The sequence below is a fragment of the Pseudomonas sp. KH_040 genome (assembly GCF_057839305.1).
This window is the reverse complement of sequence record NZ_CM174487.1, coordinates 1,883,261-1,901,804: the sequence shown is the minus strand read 5'-3', so window position 1 is coordinate 1,901,804 and position 18,544 is coordinate 1,883,261. Positions and strand designations below refer to the sequence as shown.

Below are 18,544 nucleotides of genomic sequence, written 5' to 3'. Positions count from 1 at the left end.
CTCCGGGCGGTCCGACGTTTCGGGAGGGCTGGGGTGAGGGAAAGGTTTTGCGGTGCTCGCAAAATTCGGATCAGACTCAGGGTCCCCCTCACCCTAACCCTCTCCCCCAGGAGAGGGGACTGATCGCGAACAATCTGACCCACCGTGTCACATCCGTTTTTAGGAGACCACCATGCCGCGTTTCGCAGCCAACCTGTCCATGCTGTTTACCGAACAGGATTTCCTTGCCCGTTTCGACGCCGCCGCCAAGGCTGGTTTCAGCGGTGTCGAGTACCTGTTCCCGTACGACTTCAGCTCCGCTGAAATCAAGGCCAGGCTCGACGCCAACGGCCTGACCCAAGTGCTGTTCAACCTGCCGGCCGGTGACTGGGCCAAGGGCGAGCGCGGTATCGCGTGCCTGCCGGATCGGGTCGAAGAGTTCCGCGCCGGGGTCGATCTGGCGATTGCCTACGCGCAAGTGCTGGGCAACACCCAGGTCAACTGCCTGGCCGGTATTCGTCCACAAGGCGTTGACGATGCCACGGTAGAAAAAACCTTCGTCGCCAACCTGAAATACGCCGCCGACAAGCTGCAGGCAGCGGGCATCAAACTGGTGATGGAAGCGATCAACACCCGCGACATCCCGGGTTTCTACCTGAACAACACGGCGCAAGCCCTGTCGATTCGCGAGCAGGTCGGCAGCGCCAACCTGTTCCTGCAATACGACATCTATCACATGCAAATCATGGAAGGCGATCTGGCCCGCACCCTGCAATCGCATCTGGGCGAGATCAACCATGTGCAGCTCGCGGACAACCCGGGCCGCAACGAACCCGGCACTGGTGAAATCAACTACCGCTTCCTGTTCGAACACCTTGATCGCATCGGTTATCAGGGTTGGGTGGGTTGCGAATACAAGCCGCTGACCACCACCGAAGCAGGCCTCGGCTGGCTGAAAACCCACAACGCAATCTGAACGAACACATGACCCTGTAGGAACTGCCGAAGGCTGCGATCTTTTGATCTTGTTTTTACAGATCAAGATCAAAAGATCGTCCGAACGCGGCCCGAGCCTTCGGCAGCTCCTACGGCTGTTTATAAAAACAAGAGGATTTTCTCATGGCTAAAATCGGATTTATCGGCACCGGCATCATGGGCCACCCAATGGCTTCGAACCTGCAGAAAGCCGGTCACAGCCTGTTCCTGTCGGCGCACCACGACGCCGCCCCGGCCGACCTGGTCGCCGCTGGCGCCGTCGCTCTGGCCAACCCGCGCGAAGTGGCGCAGGAAGCTGAATTCATCATCGTCATGGTCCCGGATACCCCACAGGTCGACGACGTACTGTTCCGCGCCGACGGTGTTGCCGCTGGCCTGAGCAAAGGCAAAATCGTTATCGACATGAGTTCGATCTCGCCAACCGCCACAAAGGCTTTCGCGGCGAAGATCAACGAGAAAGGCGCGCAGTACCTCGACGCACCGGTTTCCGGTGGTGAAGTCGGCGCCAAAGCCGCGACCCTGAGCATCATGATCGGTGGCGATGCCGATGCTTTCGAACGCGCTCTGCCGCTGTTCCAGGCCATGGGCAAAAACATCACCCTGGTCGGTGGCAATGGCGACGGTCAAACCGCCAAAGTCGCCAACCAGATCATCGTCGCCCTGAACATTCAGGCCGTTGCTGAAGCCCTGCTGTTCGCTTCGAAAAACGGTGCTGATCCGGCCAAGGTGCGTGAAGCACTGATGGGCGGTTTCGCCTCTTCGAAGATCCTCGAAGTGCACGGCGAGCGCATGATCAAAGGCACTTTCGATCCAGGCTTCCGCATCAGCCTGCACCAGAAGGACCTGAACCTGGCCCTGCAAGGCGCCAAGGAACTGAACATCAACCTGCCGAACACCGCCAACGCCCAGCAAGTGTTCAGCACCTGCGCAGCGATCGGTGGCAGCAACTGGGACCACTCGGCGCTGATCAAAGGTCTGGAACACATGGCCAACTTCTCGATTCGCGATAACAAATAAGCCCTGCCCCGTCGCTCGTTCCCACGCTCTGCGTGGGAATGCAGCCCGGGACGCTCCGCGTCCCTGCCGAAGTGGACGCAGAGCGTCCATTGAGGCATTCCCACGCAGAGCGTGGGAACGATCATCAGCACTAAACCAAGAACAATAAGATTGGGAGCCCGCCATGTCGGTCGATCCGCAACAACTGCTGCGCGAGCTGTTTGCCACAGCCATCGACGCGGCCCATCCGAACCAGGTCCTCGAAGCCCATCTGCCTGCAGATCGCAGCGGCCGGGTGATCGTCATCGGCGCCGGCAAAGCCGCCGCCGCGATGGCGCAAGTGGTCGAGCGCTGCTGGGAAGGTGAAGTATCTGGCCTGGTTGTGACCCGTTACGGTCACGGCGCCCCCTGCGAAAAAATCGAAGTGGTCGAAGCCGCGCATCCGGTACCGGACGCTGCCGGCCTGGCCGTAGCCAAACGCGTGCTCGAACTGGTCAGCAACCTGACTGAAGACGACCGCGTGATCTTCCTGCTCTCCGGAGGTGGCTCTGCCCTGCTGGCGTTGCCGGCCGCAGGCATCACCCTCGCCGACAAGCAGTCGATCAACAAAGCCCTGCTCAAATCCGGCGCGACCATCGGCGAGATGAACTGCGTGCGCAAGCACCTCTCGGCGATCAAGGGTGGGCGTCTGGGCAAGGCTTGCTGGCCTGCCACTGTTTATACCTACGCGATTTCCGATGTACCGGGCGACCTCGCCACGGTCATCGCTTCCGGCCCGACCGTGGCCGACCCAAGCACTTCCGCTGAAGCGCTGGCGATCATCAAACGCTACGGCATCGAGATCCCCGCTTCCGTGCGCAACTGGCTGCAAAGCCCTGAATCGGAAACCGTCAAACCCGGGGATCCGAGCCTGGCGCGCAGCCACTTCCAGTTGATCGCCCGTCCTCAGCAATCGCTGGATGCCGCTGCGGTGAAATGCCGTCAGGCCGGTTTCAGCACGCTGATCCTCGGCGACCTCGAAGGTGAGTCGCGCGAAGTGGCGAAAGTCCATGCCGGCATCGCCCGCCAGATCATCCATCACGGTCAACCATTGGCTGCACCGTGCGTGATTCTCTCCGGCGGCGAAACCACCGTGACCGTGCGCGGCAATGGCCGTGGCGGACGCAACGCCGAATTTCTCCTCAGCCTCACCGACAGCCTCAAGGGCCAGCCCGGCGTCTATGCGCTGGCCGGTGACACCGACGGCATCGACGGCTCGGAAGACAACGCCGGCGCAATCATGACCCCGGACAGCTACGCCCGCGCCGCCGCCCTCGGTTTGAGCGCCAGCGACGAGCTGGATAACAACAACGGCTACGGCTATTTCGCGGTGCTCGATGCGCTGATCGTCACCGAGCCGACCCGCACCAACGTCAACGACTTCCGCGCCATTCTGATCCTTGAGAGCTGCAAATCATGACGCCTGATAAAAAGGTCAAAATCCTCGCCACCCTCGGGCCAGCTGTCGATGGCATCGAAGACATCCGCGAACTGGTCGAGGCCGGGGTGAATATCTTCCGCCTGAACTTCAGCCACGGCGATCACGCCGACCACGCCAAGCGCTATCAGTGGATCCGCGAAGTCGAGCGTCAGCTCAACTATCCGCTGGGCATTCTGATGGACTTGCAGGGGCCGAAACTGCGCGTCGGCAAGTTCGCCGACGGCAAGGTGCAACTGCATCGCGGTCAGGCCTTCCGTCTGGATCTGGACGCGACACCGGGCGATGAGCGCCGGGTTAATCTGCCGCATCCAGAGATCATTGCCGCGCTGGAAGCAGGTATGGATCTGCTGCTCGACGACGGCAAGCTGCGTCTGCGCGTGGTCACCAAATACGCCGACGCGATCGATACCACCGTGCTCAACGGCGGCGAATTGTCGGACCGCAAAGGCGTCAACGTGCCGCAAGCGGTGCTCGACCTCAGCCCGCTGACCGCCAAGGATCGCCGCGATTTGAGCTTCGGCCTGGAACTGGGTGTGGACTGGGTTGCGCTGTCGTTTGTGCAGCGCCCACAGGACATCATCGAAGCCCGCGCATTGATCGGCGACAAAGCCTTTCTGATGGCGAAAATCGAGAAGCCGTCAGCCGTTGAACAACTGCGCGAAATCGCTGAATTGAGCGACGCGATCATGGTTGCCCGTGGCGACCTCGGCGTCGAAGTGCCGGCCGAAAGCGTGCCGCAGATTCAGAAAAACATCATCACCACTTGCCGCGAACTGGGCAAACCGGTGGTGGTGGCGACGCAGATGCTGGAATCGATGCGCTTCTCCCCTGCTCCGACCCGCGCCGAGGTAACGGACGTTGCCAACGCCGTGGCCGAAGGCGCTGACGCGGTAATGCTGTCGGCGGAAACCGCGTCCGGCGAATACCCACTGGAAGCTGTGCAGATGATGAGCAAAATCATTCGCCAAGTGGAAAACGGCCCGGACTATCAGACTCAACTCGACGTTAGCCGGCCGAAAGCTGAAGCGACCGTTTCCGATGCGATCAGCTGCGCGATCCGGCGCATCAGCAACGTGCTGCCGGTGGCGGTGCTGGTCAACTACAGCGAATCGGGCACCTCGAGTCTGCGTGCAGCGCGGGAACGGCCGAAAGCGCCGATTCTCAACCTGACGCCGAACCTGCAAACCGCACGGCGTTTGAGCGTGGCGTGGGGGATTCATTCGGTGGTCAACGATCGCCTGCGTCAGGTCGACGAAGTCTGCTCGACCGCGCTGGAAATCGCCCAGGCGCAAGGCATGGCCGAGCGTGGCGACACGCTGCTGATCACTGCCGGCGTGCCGTTCGGGCAGCCGGGTTCGACTAACTCGCTGCGGATCGAAACATTGATTTAAGCCCCCCACCATGATCGTTCCCACGCTCTGCGTGGGAGTGCGGCCCGGGACGCTCTGCGTCCCAAGAGCAGACGCAGAGCGTCCTTTGAGGCATTCCCACGCAGAGCGTGGGAACGATCATCTGCCCAGATTTTCTCAACATGCCTGCCAATCATTTCAACACCCACTGCCCCGACTGGGCCGAGGCTTTGCTCAACGGTTTCAGTCAAATATTCCTCCAGCGCCATCCGCTGTGCGGCCTGCTGTGCCTGTTGGCGATCCTGCTGACCGCACCTGTGCTGTTCGCCGGTGCGCTGCTCGGTGCCGTCGCCGGTTTGCTCACCGCACAACGGCGCAACTACGCCAAGGCTGATCGCCAGGCTGGACTGTTCAGCTACAACGGCATCTTGCTCGGTCTGTTGCTGAGCCTGTATTTCCCGTGGTCGCCGATGCTGCCGCCGCTGATTCTCGCCGCCGGCGGCTTGAGCGCAATGGTCACGCAACAATGGCTCAAACATGTGTACAGCAGTCGATCCATACCGGCCTACACCTCGCCGTTCGTGGCGATGAGCTGGGTATTGCTGCTATTCGCCGAACCGTCGGCGCCTGTCGCGCATGTCGAGTTGAACACGCTGAACCTGCTCGCCGCTGAACTGCGTGGCCTGGGTCAGGTGATGTTCCTCGGTCATCCACTGGCCGGCGCTTTGATCGCCGCCGGTTTGCTGATCGCTGATCGCCGGGCGTTTTGCTGGGCAATGCTCGCCTCGGCGATCGGCCTCGGTTCGAGCCTGCTGCACCACGAAACCAGCGCTGCGCTGTCTGGACTCGGCAGCTACAACGCCGTGCTCGCCGCCCTCGCCTTCTCCGCGCAACGCCAACAACCGTGGCTGCCGCTGCTCGGCATCGTCCTCGCGTTGCTGGTTACGCCGTTGTTTGCGGCGGTTGGCCTTGCGACCCTGACCGCGCCGTTCATCCTCGCTTGCTGGCTGATCCGCGCCGGCATCCAGATGCTTGGCAAAGCCATCGTCGAGCGTGCGCCTTGCGCTCATGGGGAGAATCAACCTAGGCTGCGCTGATCTTCGATTCAGGCGTTATCCATGGACAGCAGCAACAGTTGGCGCGAACGGCTTTACGTGATGATTTTCCAGAGCGATACCCGCGCCGGGCGTCGCTTCGACGGCATCCTGCTGTTGATCATCCTCGCCAGTCTGGTGATCGTGATGCTCGACAGCATCGACAGCATTCACCAGAACTACGCCGACGTGCTGGCCTACATCGAGTGGGGCTTCACGATCATCTTTCTCGGCGAGTACATCCTGCGCCTGTACTGTTCGCCCAAGCCGTTGCGCTACGCCTTCAGCTTTTACGGGCTGGTGGATTTACTGGCAATCGTGCCCGGCATCCTCGCACTGTATTACAGCGATGCGCAGTACCTGCTGATTATCCGGATCATCCGCATGTTGCGGATTTTCCGTGTGCTCAAGCTCAGCCCGTACCTCAAGCAAGCCAATTACCTGATGTCGGCGCTGCGCGGCAGCAAGCAGAAAATCGTCGTGTTTCTGGTCAGCGTCTGCACCTTGGTGACGGTGTTCGGCACCTTGATGTACGTGATCGAAGGCCCGGAGCATGGTTTCACCAGCATTCCCAAAGGCATCTATTGGGCGATCGTCACGTTGACCACCGTGGGTTTCGGCGACATCGTGCCGAAGACCCCGCTGGGCCAAGTGATTTCGTCGCTGGTGATGATCACCGGTTACTCGATCATCGCCGTGCCGACGGGGATTTTCACCGCCGAACTGGCCAACGCCATGCGCGGTGAACAGCTGCAACACGACTGCCCGGTGTGCAAGAAAAACAGCCATGAACATGGTGCGGCGTTTTGCTCGCGATGCGGCAATGCATTGTTCAAGAAACTGGAATAAGCAAAGAGCTTTTTAATCTTTAAACGACTATGCGCACCCCGTTATAGTCAGTGGCAATTGAACATCACCCCCTGCTCCTACACAGATAAAACAAGGAATGCGCAGTGAAAAAACTCTTTGGCGCCTCACTTCTCGCCGCCGGTCTGGCCTTGGCCAACATCGCTCAGGCAGCCCCGACGTTGCTCAACGTTTCCTACGACGTGATGCGCGATTTCTACAAGGACTACAACACTGCGTTCCAGAAACACTGGCAGGCCGAGCACAACGAAAACATCACCGTGCAGATGTCCTTCGGCGGCTCGAGCAAGCAAGCGCGCTCGGTGATCGATGGCCTGCCGGCTGACGTCATCACCATGAACATGGCCACCGACATCAACGCCCTCGCCGACAACGGCAAACTGGTGCCGGAGAACTGGGTCACGCGTCTGCCGAACAACAGCGCGCCGTTCACCTCGGCCACAGTGTTTATCGTGCGCAAAGGCAACCCGAAAGCCCTGAAAGACTGGCCGGATCTGCTCAAGGACGGCGTGCAAGTGATCGTGCCAAACCCGAAAACCTCGGGTAACGGCCGCTACACCTATCTGTCGGCCTGGGGTTATGTGCTGAAGAACGGTGGCGATGAGAACAAGGCCAAAGACTTCGTCGGCAAACTGTTCAAGCAAGCGCCGGTACTGGACACCGGTGGCCGCGCCGCCACCACGACCTTCATGACCAACCAGATCGGCGACGTGCTGGTGACCTTCGAAAACGAAGCGGAAATGATTGCTCGCGAGTTTGGTCGTGATCAGTTTGAAGTCGTCTACCCGAGTGTTTCGGCTGAGGCCGAGCCGCCGGTATCGGTGGTCGATAAAGTGGTCGACAAGAAAGGTTCGCGCGCGGCGGCGGATGAGTACCTGAAGTACCTGTGGTCGCCGGAAGGTCAGGAAATTGCGGCGGCAAACTACCTGCGTCCGCGTGATCCGGCGGTGTTGGCGAAGTACACCGATCGTTTCCCGAAAGTTGATTTCCTCTCGGTGGAGAAGACCTTTGGTGACTGGCGTACGGTGCAGAAGACCCACTTTAATGATGGTGGGGTTTTTGATCAGATTTATAGCGGGCAGTAAGGTTTAGGCTGACATGAAAAAGGCGACCCTCAGTGGTCGCCTTTTTTTGTGGCCGCTTTACCCTCACCCCAGCCCTCTCCCGGAGGGAGAGGGAGCCGACCGAGGTGTCTGGCGAGTTACATCGACCTGAAAGACCTTATCGATTATGGATTCACCACAGCAAGTTCAGGTCGGTGTACCTCTCAAGCATCCCCCAATCAGTCCCCTCTCCCTCCGGGAGAGGGTTAGGGTGAGGGGCTTTACATCGGCGGGGTGACGCCGTCTTTGCCGGCAGAAATCGATTGCGCCGTCAGCGTGCCATCCGCACCCTGCGTGACGAACGTAACAATCTTCACCCCAACCTTCAGCAAGCTCCGATCCCCCGGCTCGAGATTCACGATCGGCACATCCTCCGGCACCAGAATCTTCTGCTGCCCGCCCTTGTAGTTCACCGTGAGCACCCGCCCGTTGCTCACCACCAGATCGCCGACGCTGCCATTGGTCATGCTGCTGCCCTTGGCCAGATCGAACGGTCGATGACCATCGCCACTTCCGGCTAATTCCGGCGGAAACACATGCACTTCCAGCGCCTTGAGCGTGCCGTCCTCCTGTGGCATCGCCGCCGAACCAATGTAACTGCCGGGTTTGATGTCTTCGATATTGGCCAGGGTGACCGCGCGAACCTTGGTGTCGCCTGTCAACCGGATCACCACGTTCTCGCCGCTGTTGACGTGGACTTTCAGTGAATCGGCGCTGACCCCGGTAATCTCGCCGCGCACGCCGAGGCGCATCCCCGGTGCATCAGCGGCCTGCACGCTCGTCGCGCCCAGCAGGCTGATCAGAACAATCGTTGCAGTAAGGCGAAGCTTCATTGCAATCCTCCGGTCATCAATGTTGTACAAGCCAATGCAAACATAAGCACGCTATCGAACAGGATGTAAGTGAATGTATCATCGCCCCCTGACGGTCGGACGCAAGGTTCGCCGATGGATGACATGCGACAGCCACGGTCATTGCGCAACGGAATAACTGATATCGACCGAAGGCGCCTTCTGCCCATCGGGTTTGTCCCATAGCCTCACCGCATTCCCTTTCGCTGGATCGAGAAACCTTATGACCGCCACCACTCACGCAATGACCCGAGGCATGGTGCTGCTGTTCGCCTTCTGCTGCGGCGCCATCGTTGCCAACATCTACTACGCGCAGCCGATCATCGGCCTGATCGCGCCGGACATCGGTCTCTCCGACACCATGGCCAGCTTCATCGTCTCGCTGACGCAGATCGGTTATGCGCTGGGCCTGTTTTTCCTGGTGCCACTGGGTGATCTGCTGGAGAACCGCCGGTTGATGATCATCACCACCGTGGTAGCGATCGCCAGCCTGTTGGCGGCGGCGTTTACCTATCAGCCGAATGTGTTCCTGCTGATCTCGCTCCTGGTGGGTTTCAGTTCGGTGTCGGTGCAGATTCTGATTCCACTGGCAGCGCATCTCGCGCCGGAAGAGTCTCGCGGTCGTGTGGTCGGCGGGATCATGGGTGGTTTGCTGCTGGGTATTCTGTTGGCACGGCCGGTGTCGAGCGTGGTGGCCGACCATTTGGGCTGGCGCGCGATGTTCATGATTGCCGCCGCATTGATGGCAGCGATCAGCGTTGTATTGGCGTTGACCGTGCCCAAACGCCAGCCTGATCACAGCGCCACCTATGGTCAGTTGATCGGTTCGCTGTGGACCCTGCTGCGCCAGCAACCGGTACTGCGCCAAAGGGCGTTTTATCAGGGCTGCATGTTCGCCACGTTCAGCCTGTTCTGGACCGCCGTGCCGCTGGAACTGGCGCGCAACCATGGTTTGTCGCAAAGCGAAATCGCCATCTTCGCCCTGGTCGGCGCCATCGGTGCCATCGCCGCGCCGATCAGCGGACGCCTAGCCGATGCCGGCCACACCCGCATCGCCTCGCTGCTGGCCATGCTCTTCGCCAGCCTGAGTTTCCTGCCCGCCTTCATCCACCCGGCCTACAGCGTCATCGGCCTGGCCGTGACCGGCGTGGTGCTCGACTTCTGCGTGCAGATGAATATGGTCCTAGGCCAGCGCGCGGTGTACTCACTGGACGCGAAAAGCCGTGGCCGGCTGAACGCGCTGTACATGACCAGCATCTTCATCGGTGGCGCCTTCGGCTCGTCGGTGGCCAGTGCGGTGTACGAGCATGGCGGCTGGTTGTGGATCGTGATTGTCGGCAGTGTTTTTCCGCTGTTGGCGCTGTTGCGGTTTTTGAGTGTTTCGCAGCGTGGTTCATTGGCAGCGGCGTAAGGCGGCAAAAGCTTCGCGAGCAGGCTCGCTCCCACAGGTTATTCATTTAGCCTGGGGGAGCGATGAGGCTTAATAACGAACCAGTTTCTCCATTGCCGCATCCGCCAGAAAGGAGGAGCGGCTTTTGACGTTGTGTTCGCGCACGTAACGGTCGATGCGCTGAATCACGTAACCGGGCAGCGTTACGTTGACCTTTTCGGTTTTGCCGAGATAGGGCGAAATGTCCAGCTCAAGCATGCCCCAGCCCATGTCGGCAAATTCTGGATTACTGCGATGAGCGGATGCCGAAGTCGGCATAGGAATCGACTCCCCGTCCGCCGCAATCTCCTGCAGCATGATGTGGGCGACTTCGACCGCCGCCTTGTAGGCATCTTCAAAGCTGTCCCCTGCCGTAACGGCGCCGGGAATATCGGGGATCTGAATACCGATGGCAGTGTTCTCGTCTCCCCACTCGATACAGATTGGATATTGCATTACGGATCTCCTTCGAAACTGGCTGGCGGGTTGTACAACCCGGCACGCCTCCTGATGCTTTTGACCGTTCCCAACGGCAAATCCTTTTTCAGATGTGGGACGGGAATCGTGTACGGGTTGTATCGGTGCTTGAAGATGTGATGACTGCCGGTGACCCGATCCAGCGTCCAGCCTGCCTCCTCCAGCTCCTTGATCAATAGCCTGCTCTGCACCAACCGCCTCCTTGCCTTGGTCTCACAAAAATAACTCTAGGGTTATATTTACTCAAGCACAGAAATTGGCAGAACGACGTCTGGTTGTTTTACAGGGTGTGATTGAAACTGCTAAACCCTGAGCGCTGTGCAGCACTTCCATGAGCAATTTCTGTGAGAACCCAACAGGCACACAGCAAAACGGCGATCCGAAGATCGCCGTTTTCATTTACTGCCCGAATTGCTTGCCCAACCCCGGTGGCACGCCGTGGATGTTGGTGTCTTCCCACGGGCCGTTCGGGCTGACGGAGCGGCTCCAGCCGTTGTTCCAGCGGTAGTAGGTGCGCTGGCGGTAGAACGTGTTGGTTTGGTCGTCGAGGACGTAGACGCCGAGTTTCTGGTCCCAGTGGCTGTTGCCGCCCGGTGGCGGGGCGAAGCTGGCCGAGGTGCGAGGAACCGGTTTGGCCGGTTTCGCCGGGATACTTTTGCCTGGGGTCGGTGAGGTCGACGGGGTCGGGCTTGGTTGCGACGGCGGGATTGGCGGCAAATTCGTCGTCGGTTCCGGTCGTTGCACCGCACATGCACTCAAGCCCAGGGCCAGTGTGAGGACTGTGATTCGGGCGATGGTGTGCATGGCGGTGCTTTCCTGTTGTGTCCGGCTATTTGTCCGGGCTGTCGATGGTCAGTTTTTGTAGCGCAGTGGTGCTGCTGGCCAGTGGGCCGCTGCGACCGACCCACTCGCCGGCAGTCGGTTGGCCGGCGCGGGAGATGCGCGCAACCAGTTGGACTTCAGGGAAGTTCGACAGTTTCAACTGCGGCATCATTGCGTCGGCATCGCCCAGTTCGACGGTCACCGGCAGATCGGCCACGGTCAGGCGCTTGGCCGCCAGCGGTGCCGGCGGGCCGGACGTGGCGCGGGCGAAGATGAACACGCTGTCACCCGGCTGCACTTTGCCTTTGAGCTCGCTGGCCAGATCGACGCTGACTTTCAACAGCGCGGTTTTTGCGGCTACCGGTGCCTGAGCGACTTTGCCGCCACTGGCTTCCAGACGCTCGGCGGCACGTTTGATCCCGCCTTGCAGCGCGGCGCGGGAACTGTCCTCCGGCGGCAGTTGCGCCAGCAGACGGTTCCAGTAATCGATGGCTTGTTGATAACGCTCGCCTTCGAACGCAGCGATGCCGAGCAGACCGAGGCTGGTGACTTCTTTCGGATCAGCCTTCAGCGCTTCGTCGGTCAACGCCTGGATCTTTGCCGACCACTTTTTGCCGTCAGCAAAATACTGCGCCTGCGCCCATTGACCGAGCAGTTCCGGTTGACGTCCGGCCAGATTGGCAGCGCGTTCGAACATCTTTGCTGCGTCCGCCGGACGCTCTTGCGCCATGTAGGTACGGCCGAGGAAATACAGGCCTTCGGCAGAGTCCGGCTGTGCCGCGACGGCACGTTCCAGACGCTGGGTCATCTCTTCCATCGACTGCGGTGCCTGGGCGAATTCGCGGGTCAGTTCGACCTTGTCGGCAGCACCGAAATGCAGATACAGGCCTAGGCCCAACACTGGCACCAGAACTGCCGCCAGCAGCGGCAACGGCTTGCCCAATCGGGAAACCCGCGGCGCGGCAACGCCTTCGGTATCCGCGAGCAATTCACGCGCAGCCTCGGCGCGGCCGCTGTCCATTTGCGCAGCGTCGAGCACGCCTTCGGCCTGTTGCGCTTGCAACTCGGCGACACGCTCCTGATACAACGCGACGTTCAGGGCAGTCCGATCCTCTTCACGCTGGGCGCGACGCTCACGCAAAACCGGGATCAGCAGAAAACTCAGGGCGACCAGAAGCAACAGCCCTGCGGCAAGCCAGAAATCAATCATTCTTGGTTTTTATCCAACAGTTGGTCGAGGCGCTGACGCTCTTCGCTGGACAGCGCTTGCGGAGTCTCGGCACGCTGGCCGCGACGACGGCGGACGATCACCGCGATCACCACCAGACCACCGAGCAGCAGGCCGGCCGGGCCGAACCACAGCAGCGCAGTCTTGGCGTTGAGCGCCGGTTTGTAGCGAACGAAATCACCGTAGCGATCGACCATGAAGTCGATGATCTGCTGGTTGTCCTTGCCCTCGCCGAGCATGCGGAAAATCTCTTTGCGCAGGTCCGCGGCAATCGGCGCGTTGGAGTCGGCGATGTCCTGGTTCTGGCACTTGGGGCAGCGCAGTTCCTTGGTCAACTCGCGAAAACGCTCACGATCGCCTTCTTTGGCGAACTCGTAGGTGTCGATGGCGGCATGGGCGACACCGACCAGACTCAAACCCAATATCAGCGCAGCCATAAAGCGCTTCATGGCTTGGCCTCATCGACCAGCGCCTGATACTTGGCTGCGAGTTTTTCGCGCCAGACTTGTTCATCAATCACGCCGACGTACTTGTCGCGGATGATGCCCTTGGCGTCGATGAAAAAGGTTTCCGGGGCGCCGTAGACGCCGAGGTTCAGGCCCAGCGAGCCTTCATCGTCACGGATGTCCAGCGCATACGGATTGTGGAATTCGGCCAGCCACTTCAAGGCATCAGCGTTGGTGTCCTTGTAGTTGATGCCGTAGATCACCACGCCGCGCTCGGCGAGTTTGTTCAGCACCGGATGCTCGACCCGGCAGGAAATGCACCAGGTGCCCCAAACGTTGACCAGAGCCGGTTTGCCAAGAATGTCAGCTTTGGTCAGGCTCTTGTCGCCCTGCACGTTGGGCAGGGAAAACTCCGGGAACGGCTTGTTGATCATCGCCGACGGCAACTCCGCCGGATCGAGATACAGACCGCGATAAAGAAACACCGCCACCAGCAGAAAAATCGCCAGTGGCACCAGCATCAACCAACGTCTCATGCAGCCGCTCCCGTCATGCCCAGTGCTTCACGCACCTTGGCTTTCACCTTGACCCGATAACGTCGATCCAGCGCCGCCAGCAATCCACCAAAACCAGTGAGCAAGCCGCCGAACCAGATCCAGCGCACGAACGGTTTGACGTGCACGCGCACCGCCCACGCGCCGTTGTCCAGCGGTTCACCGAGGGCGACGTAAAGGTCACGGGTGAAACCGGCGTCGATACCGGCTTCGGTCATCACCGAGTTCTGCACGGTGTACAGACGTTTTTCCGGGTGCAGCACGCTGACTTCCTTGCCGTCACGAATGACCCGAATCGTGCCTTTGTCCGAGGTAAAGTTCGGCCCTTCGAAGTGCTTGGCGCCTTCGAAGACAAAGTGATAACCGGCCAGATCCATCGACTCGCCCGGTGCCAGACGCAGATCGCGTTCGGCACTGTTCTGACTCGACAACACCACGCCGAGCGCACACACGGCGATGCCGAGGTGGGCGATCTGCATGCCCCAATAACTGCGGGTCAGGGTCGGTAAACCTTTGATCAAGCCTTTGTGCCGGGTCTTGTCGACGATGTCGCGCGCACCGGCGAGCAATACCCACGCAGCGAGCAGGAAGGTCGCGATCACCGCCCAGTTGAAATCGCCGTAAGCGACACCGGCCACCACCGCCAGCGCGACGCTGCCGAGCAGCACCGGGGTCAGCATGCCGGCCAGCCATTTCACCGGCGTGTCTTTCCAGCGCACGATCACGCCGACCGCCATGACCATCATCAGCAGCGCCATCAACGGAATGAACAGCGCGTTGAAGTACGGCGGGCCGACCGACATTTTCGCGCCGCTCAGGGCATCAAGAATCAGCGGATACAGCGTACCGAGCAGAATCATCGACGCAGCAACGACCAGCACCAGGTTGTTGCCCAGCAGCAGGGTTTCCCGCGACCACAGGTTGAAACCGACCTGACTCTTGACCACGGGTGCGCGCAGGGCGAACAGCGTCAGCGAGCCGCCGACCACGAACAACAGAAAGATCAGGATGAACACGCCGCGCTCCGGATCGGAGGCAAACGCATGCACCGAAGTCAGCACGCCGGAACGCACGAGGAACGTACCAAGCAGGCTCAGCGAAAACGCAGCAATCGCCAGCAACACCGTCCAGCTCTTGAACACGCCACGTTTTTCCGTGACCGCCAGCGAGTGAATCAGCGCGGTGCCGACCAGCCATGGCATGAACGAGGCGTTTTCCACCGGGTCCCAGAACCACCAGCCACCCCAGCCGAGTTCGTAATACGCCCACCACGAACCGAGGGTAATACCGATGCCGAGGAAGGCCCAGGCAACGATGGTCCACGGACGCGACCAGCGTGCCCACGCGGCATCAAGGCGACCGCCCATCAACGCGGCGATAGCGAAGGCGAACGCCACCGAAAAACCGACGTAACCCATGTACAACATCGGCGGGTGCACGATCAGGCCGATGTCTTGCAACAGTGGATTGAGGTCAGCGCCATTGCTGGGCATTTGCGGCAGGATGCGTTTGAACGGGTTGGACGTGAGGATCAGGAACAGCAGGAAACCGGTGCTGATCATGCCCATCACCGCCAGCACTCGCGCCAGCATGACTTGCGGCAACTGCCGCGAGAACACCGACACGGCAAAGGTCCAGCCACCGAGAATCAGGGCCCAGAGCAGCAACGACCCTTCGTGGGCGCCCCACACTGCACTGAATTTGTAGTACCACGGCAACGCGGTATTGGAGTTGTTCGCCACATAGGCGACGGAGAAGTCATCGGTCATGAACGCGTAGGTCAGAATGCCGAACGCGAACAGCAAAAACGCAAACTGCCCCCACGCGGCAGGCTGGGCCAGACTCATCCAGAAACGGTCGCCGCGCCAGGCGCCAATCAATGGCACCACGGCCTGCACCAGCGCAAAACACAGCGCCAGGATCATCGCCAGATGACCGAGTTCAGGAATAAAAATTGCCGATGTCATCGATCAACCCTCCTTCGCAGGCGTTGGTGCGGATTGACCACTGTCTTTCAAGGCTTTGGTCACTTCCGGCGGCATGTACTTCTCGTCGTGCTTGGCCAGCACTTCATCGGCTACCACTACGCCATCGGCGTTGATCTTGCCCAGCGCCACAATGCCCTGCCCTTCGCGGAACAGATCCGGGAGGATGCCGCGATAGGCGATGGTCACGGATTTGTTGAAGTCGGTGACGACGAATTTGACGTCGAGCGAATCCGGCGAGCGTTGCAACGAGCCGGCCTCAACCATGCCGCCAGCGCGGATCCGCGTGTCTTGCGGTGCTTCGCCATTGGCGATCTGGGTCGGGGTGTAGAACAGATTGATGTTCTGCTGCAGGGCGCTGAGGGCCAGGCCGACGGCAGCGCCGACGCCGACCAGAATGGCCAGAATGATGATCAGACGTTTCTTGCGCAGCGGATTCACTTGCTGTTCTCCCGGCGCAAACGACGCGCCTCTTGTTGCAGATAGCGCTTGCGGGCCAGGATCGGTGCCGCCACGTTAAGAGCCAACACCGCCAGACAGATGCCGTAGGCCGACCAGACATACAGGCCATGATGGCCCATGGCGAGGAAGTCGCCGAATGAAGCAAAACTCATCGAGCGGCCTCCAGACTGTGCTGCACTTCTTCTTTCACCCAACTGGCGCGGGCTTCGCGCTTGAGCACTTCAAGGCGCATGCGCAGCAACAGCACGGCGCCGAAGAAGCAGTAGAAACCCAGCACCGTCAGCAGCAGTGGCAGCCACATTTCCGCCGGCATCGCCGGTTTTTCCGTGAGGGTGAAGGTCGCGCCCTGGTGCAGGGTGTTCCACCACTCCACCGAGTATTTGATGATCGGAATGTTGATCACACCGACGATGGCCAGCACCGCGCAGGCTTTGGCGGCGCTGTCGCGGTTGCTGATGGCATTGCCCAGCGCGATCACGCCGAAATACAGAAACAGCAGAATCAGCATCGAGGTCAGACGCGCGTCCCAGACCCACCACGAGCCCCACGTCGGTTTGCCCCAGATCGCCCCGGTGACCAGCGCTACGGCGGTCATCCACGCGCCGATCGGTGCGGCGCATTGCAGGGCGACGTCGGCCAGTTTCATCTTCCACACCAGCCCGACCACACCGCACACCGCCAGCATCACGTAGATCGACTGTGCGAGCATCGCGGCAGGTACGTGGATATAGATGATGCGAAAGCTGTTGCCTTGCTGATAATCCGGCGGCGCGAAGGCCAGGCCCCAAACGACGCCGACGCCAATCAGCAGCAACGCTGCGATGCTCAGCCATGGCAAGAACTTGCTGCTGATGCCGTAGAACCACTTGGGCGAGCCGAGCTTGTGAAACCAGGTCCAGTTCATACTGTTTCCATCACGGGTGCCGCTCATCGGTGTGAGCAGTCTCAGGGTCTTTGCTGGTTAAATTTTAACCAGACCTCATTATTCGCCGACGCTGATCTTCAGGCCAGCAGCTATTGCAAACGGTGTCAGGGTGATCGCCAGGGCGGTCAGGCTACCCAGCCACAGCAGATACCCGGTCGCCGGCATGCCTTGTAGAGCGGCCTGCAAGGCGCCACTGCCAAGGATCAACACCGGGATGTACAACGGCAAAATCAGCAGCGCCAGCAACAGGCCGCCACGCTTCAAACCGACCGTCAGCGCCGCGCCCACCGCGCCGAGCAAGCTCAGCACCGGTGTTCCCAGCAGCAACGAAAGCAGCAAAACCGGCAGACAGGCGGCAGGCAAACCGAGCATCAACGCCAGCAGCGGTGAGAGCAGAACCAGTGCCAGACCGGAGAAAAGCCAGTGTGCCAGCACCTTGGCCAAGACCAGAAGTGGCAGCGGGTGCGACGAAAGGACCCACTGTTCCAGCGATCCGTCTTCGAAATCACTGCGGAACAGCCCGTCCAGCGAGAGCAGGACCGACAACAGCGCCGCCACCCAGACTAACCCGGGGGACAGGTTTTGCAACACTTGAGTTTCCGGGCCGACGGCCAGCGGGAACAATGCGATGACGATGGCGAAGAAAATCAGTGGATTGGCCAGTTCCGCCGGGCGGCGAAACAGCAATCGGGATTCACGGGCAACCAGCAGGCCAAACACACTCATACTGCCCAGTTCCCCAGATCGATGTCGCGATAACCGGCCGGCATCCGGCTCAGCGTGTGGTGCGTGGTCAACACCACCAGACCACCGCGTTCGCAGTGCCCGGCCAGATGTTCTTCGAGCTGCGCCACGCCTTGCTTGTCCAGCGCGGTGAACGGCTCATCGAGAATCCACAGCGGCGGGCTGTCGAGATACAAGCGTGCCAGCGCCACGCGGCGCTGCTGACCGGCGGACAGGCTATGGCAGGGAACATCTTCGAAACCGCGCAATCCTACAGCTGCCAGCGCTTGCCAGATGGCCTCGCGTTCGGCGGGATGATGCAGGGCGCAGAGCCACGACAGATTCTCTTCCGGGGTCAGCAAATCCTTGATCCCGGCGGCGTGGCCGATCCACAGCAGGTTGCGTGCGAGTTCGCTGCGTTGTTCGGTCAGCGGCTGGCCATTGAGCAGGACTTGCCCGGCGGTCGGCTGCATCAACCCGGATAGCAGGCGTAACAGGCTGGTCTTGCCGCTGCCGTTGGGTCCGCTGATCTGCACCATATCGCCACTGGCGAGTCTCAATTCGAGATTTTCGAAGAGCAGCCGCAGATCACGTTCACACGCGAGGGCAACGGTTTGCAGGACAGGACTGGTCAAGGGATCACGGGCCTTATACGGTTCAAGTCGGCTCTGGCGCGGCCGTTAAAGAGATGCAGCATAGATGCATTGACGGCTCGATCTAGAGAGCTGGGTCAAACAATTGCTATGTTTTTTATTCGAAGCGCAAGACGGGCGGCATT

At 60.4% G+C, this 18,544-nt stretch carries 21 protein-coding genes; 8 read left to right on the top strand and 13 right to left on the bottom strand.

Annotation, left to right across the window (positions count from 1 at the left end):
• The first annotated feature begins 172 nt into the window (after positions 1 to 172).
• The 7 genes from hyi (at position 173) to AC3IUF_RS08520 (ending at position 7,846) form a co-directional block, all read left to right on the top strand.
• Entirely contained in the window at positions 173 to 955 is a 783-nt protein-coding gene (gene hyi, locus AC3IUF_RS08550) for a hydroxypyruvate isomerase (protein ID WP_095050211.1), read from the top strand.
• Positions 956 to 1,098: 143 nt separating this feature from the next.
• On the top strand, positions 1,099 to 1,992 hold the full coding sequence (locus AC3IUF_RS08545; protein ID WP_007919937.1) for a 2-hydroxy-3-oxopropionate reductase: 894 nt from the start codon (positions 1,099 to 1,101) through the stop codon (positions 1,990 to 1,992).
• 163 nt (positions 1,993 to 2,155) lie between these two features.
• Positions 2,156 to 3,430: a glycerate kinase type-2 family protein gene (locus AC3IUF_RS08540; protein WP_123374658.1), complete on the top strand. Its 1,275-nt coding sequence runs from the start codon at positions 2,156 to 2,158 to the stop codon at positions 3,428 to 3,430.
• A complete protein-coding gene (gene pyk, locus AC3IUF_RS08535) occupies positions 3,427 to 4,842 on the top strand; it encodes a pyruvate kinase (RefSeq protein ID WP_095114130.1) in 1,416 nt (471 codons plus the stop codon). Before AC3IUF_RS08540 ends, pyk begins: the two co-directional genes overlap by 4 nt.
• Before the next feature lie 140 nt (positions 4,843 to 4,982).
• Complete coding sequence (locus tag AC3IUF_RS08530) at positions 4,983 to 5,897, top strand: urea transporter (protein WP_489280870.1); 915 nt, start codon at positions 4,983 to 4,985, stop codon at positions 5,895 to 5,897.
• 21 nt (positions 5,898 to 5,918) lie between these two features.
• Positions 5,919 to 6,743, top strand: a complete 825-nt coding sequence (locus tag AC3IUF_RS08525) for an ion transporter (protein ID WP_007919942.1) — start codon at positions 5,919 to 5,921, stop codon at positions 6,741 to 6,743.
• Positions 6,744 to 6,847: 104 nt separating this feature from the next.
• The gene (locus AC3IUF_RS08520) at positions 6,848 to 7,846 is read left to right on the top strand and encodes a sulfate ABC transporter substrate-binding protein (RefSeq protein ID WP_007950301.1); all 999 of its coding nucleotides are present in this window, start codon (positions 6,848 to 6,850) and stop codon (positions 7,844 to 7,846) included.
• Positions 7,847 to 8,085: 239 nt separating this feature from the next.
• On the opposite strand, the gene AC3IUF_RS08515 is transcribed toward AC3IUF_RS08520, so the two are convergent.
• Positions 8,086 to 8,697: a DUF5666 domain-containing protein gene (locus AC3IUF_RS08515; RefSeq protein WP_095114132.1), complete on the bottom strand. Its 612-nt coding sequence runs from the start codon at positions 8,695 to 8,697 to the stop codon at positions 8,086 to 8,088.
• Between the two features lie 241 nt (positions 8,698 to 8,938).
• On the opposite strand from AC3IUF_RS08515, the gene AC3IUF_RS08510 reads away from it, so the two are divergent.
• The gene (locus AC3IUF_RS08510) at positions 8,939 to 10,126 is read left to right on the top strand and encodes an MFS transporter (protein WP_489280869.1); all 1,188 of its coding nucleotides are present in this window, start codon (positions 8,939 to 8,941) and stop codon (positions 10,124 to 10,126) included.
• Positions 10,127 to 10,195: 69 nt separating this feature from the next.
• On the opposite strand, the gene AC3IUF_RS08505 is transcribed toward AC3IUF_RS08510, so the two are convergent.
• The 12 genes from AC3IUF_RS08505 to ccmA form a co-directional block, all read right to left on the bottom strand.
• Positions 10,196 to 10,600: a type II toxin-antitoxin system HicB family antitoxin gene (locus AC3IUF_RS08505; protein WP_123374656.1), complete on the bottom strand. Its 405-nt coding sequence runs from the start codon at positions 10,598 to 10,600 to the stop codon at positions 10,196 to 10,198.
• Positions 10,600 to 10,812: a type II toxin-antitoxin system HicA family toxin gene (locus AC3IUF_RS08500; RefSeq protein ID WP_007919951.1), complete on the bottom strand. Its 213-nt coding sequence runs from the start codon at positions 10,810 to 10,812 to the stop codon at positions 10,600 to 10,602. The genes AC3IUF_RS08505 and AC3IUF_RS08500 overlap by 1 nt, the downstream gene beginning before the upstream one ends.
• 208 nt (positions 10,813 to 11,020) lie before the next feature.
• A complete protein-coding gene (locus AC3IUF_RS08495) occupies positions 11,021 to 11,425 on the bottom strand; it encodes a hypothetical protein (RefSeq protein WP_016987493.1) in 405 nt (134 codons plus the stop codon).
• Between the two features lie 25 nt (positions 11,426 to 11,450).
• Positions 11,451 to 12,653 (bottom strand): c-type cytochrome biogenesis protein CcmI, encoded by a 1,203-nt coding sequence (gene ccmI, locus AC3IUF_RS08490; protein WP_489280868.1) that lies wholly within the window; start codon positions 12,651 to 12,653, stop codon positions 11,451 to 11,453.
• On the bottom strand, positions 12,650 to 13,120 hold the full coding sequence (locus AC3IUF_RS08485) for a cytochrome c-type biogenesis protein (protein ID WP_007919960.1): 471 nt from the start codon (positions 13,118 to 13,120) through the stop codon (positions 12,650 to 12,652). Before AC3IUF_RS08485 ends, ccmI begins: the two co-directional genes overlap by 4 nt.
• Positions 13,117 to 13,653 (bottom strand): DsbE family thiol:disulfide interchange protein, encoded by a 537-nt coding sequence (locus AC3IUF_RS08480; RefSeq protein WP_007919961.1) that lies wholly within the window; start codon positions 13,651 to 13,653, stop codon positions 13,117 to 13,119. Before AC3IUF_RS08480 ends, AC3IUF_RS08485 begins: the two co-directional genes overlap by 4 nt.
• A complete protein-coding gene (locus AC3IUF_RS08475) occupies positions 13,650 to 15,638 on the bottom strand; it encodes a heme lyase CcmF/NrfE family subunit (protein WP_007919962.1) in 1,989 nt (662 codons plus the stop codon). Before AC3IUF_RS08475 ends, AC3IUF_RS08480 begins: the two co-directional genes overlap by 4 nt.
• 3 nt (positions 15,639 to 15,641) lie before the next feature.
• Positions 15,642 to 16,097: a cytochrome c maturation protein CcmE gene (ccmE, locus tag AC3IUF_RS08470; protein WP_105709433.1), complete on the bottom strand. Its 456-nt coding sequence runs from the start codon at positions 16,095 to 16,097 to the stop codon at positions 15,642 to 15,644.
• The gene (gene ccmD / locus AC3IUF_RS08465; protein ID WP_019692354.1) at positions 16,094 to 16,270 is read right to left on the bottom strand and encodes a heme exporter protein CcmD; all 177 of its coding nucleotides are present in this window, start codon (positions 16,268 to 16,270) and stop codon (positions 16,094 to 16,096) included. Before ccmD ends, ccmE begins: the two co-directional genes overlap by 4 nt.
• A complete protein-coding gene (locus AC3IUF_RS08460; protein ID WP_016987487.1) occupies positions 16,267 to 17,022 on the bottom strand; it encodes a heme ABC transporter permease in 756 nt (251 codons plus the stop codon). The genes ccmD and AC3IUF_RS08460 overlap by 4 nt, the downstream gene beginning before the upstream one ends.
• 78 nt (positions 17,023 to 17,100) lie before the next feature.
• Positions 17,101 to 17,769 (bottom strand): heme exporter protein CcmB, encoded by a 669-nt coding sequence (gene ccmB, locus AC3IUF_RS08455; protein WP_007919970.1) that lies wholly within the window; start codon positions 17,767 to 17,769, stop codon positions 17,101 to 17,103.
• Positions 17,766 to 18,401, bottom strand: a complete 636-nt coding sequence (gene ccmA, locus AC3IUF_RS08450) for a cytochrome c biogenesis heme-transporting ATPase CcmA (RefSeq protein WP_016987486.1) — start codon at positions 18,399 to 18,401, stop codon at positions 17,766 to 17,768. Before ccmA ends, ccmB begins: the two co-directional genes overlap by 4 nt.
• Positions 18,402 to 18,544: the final 143 nt, after the last annotated feature.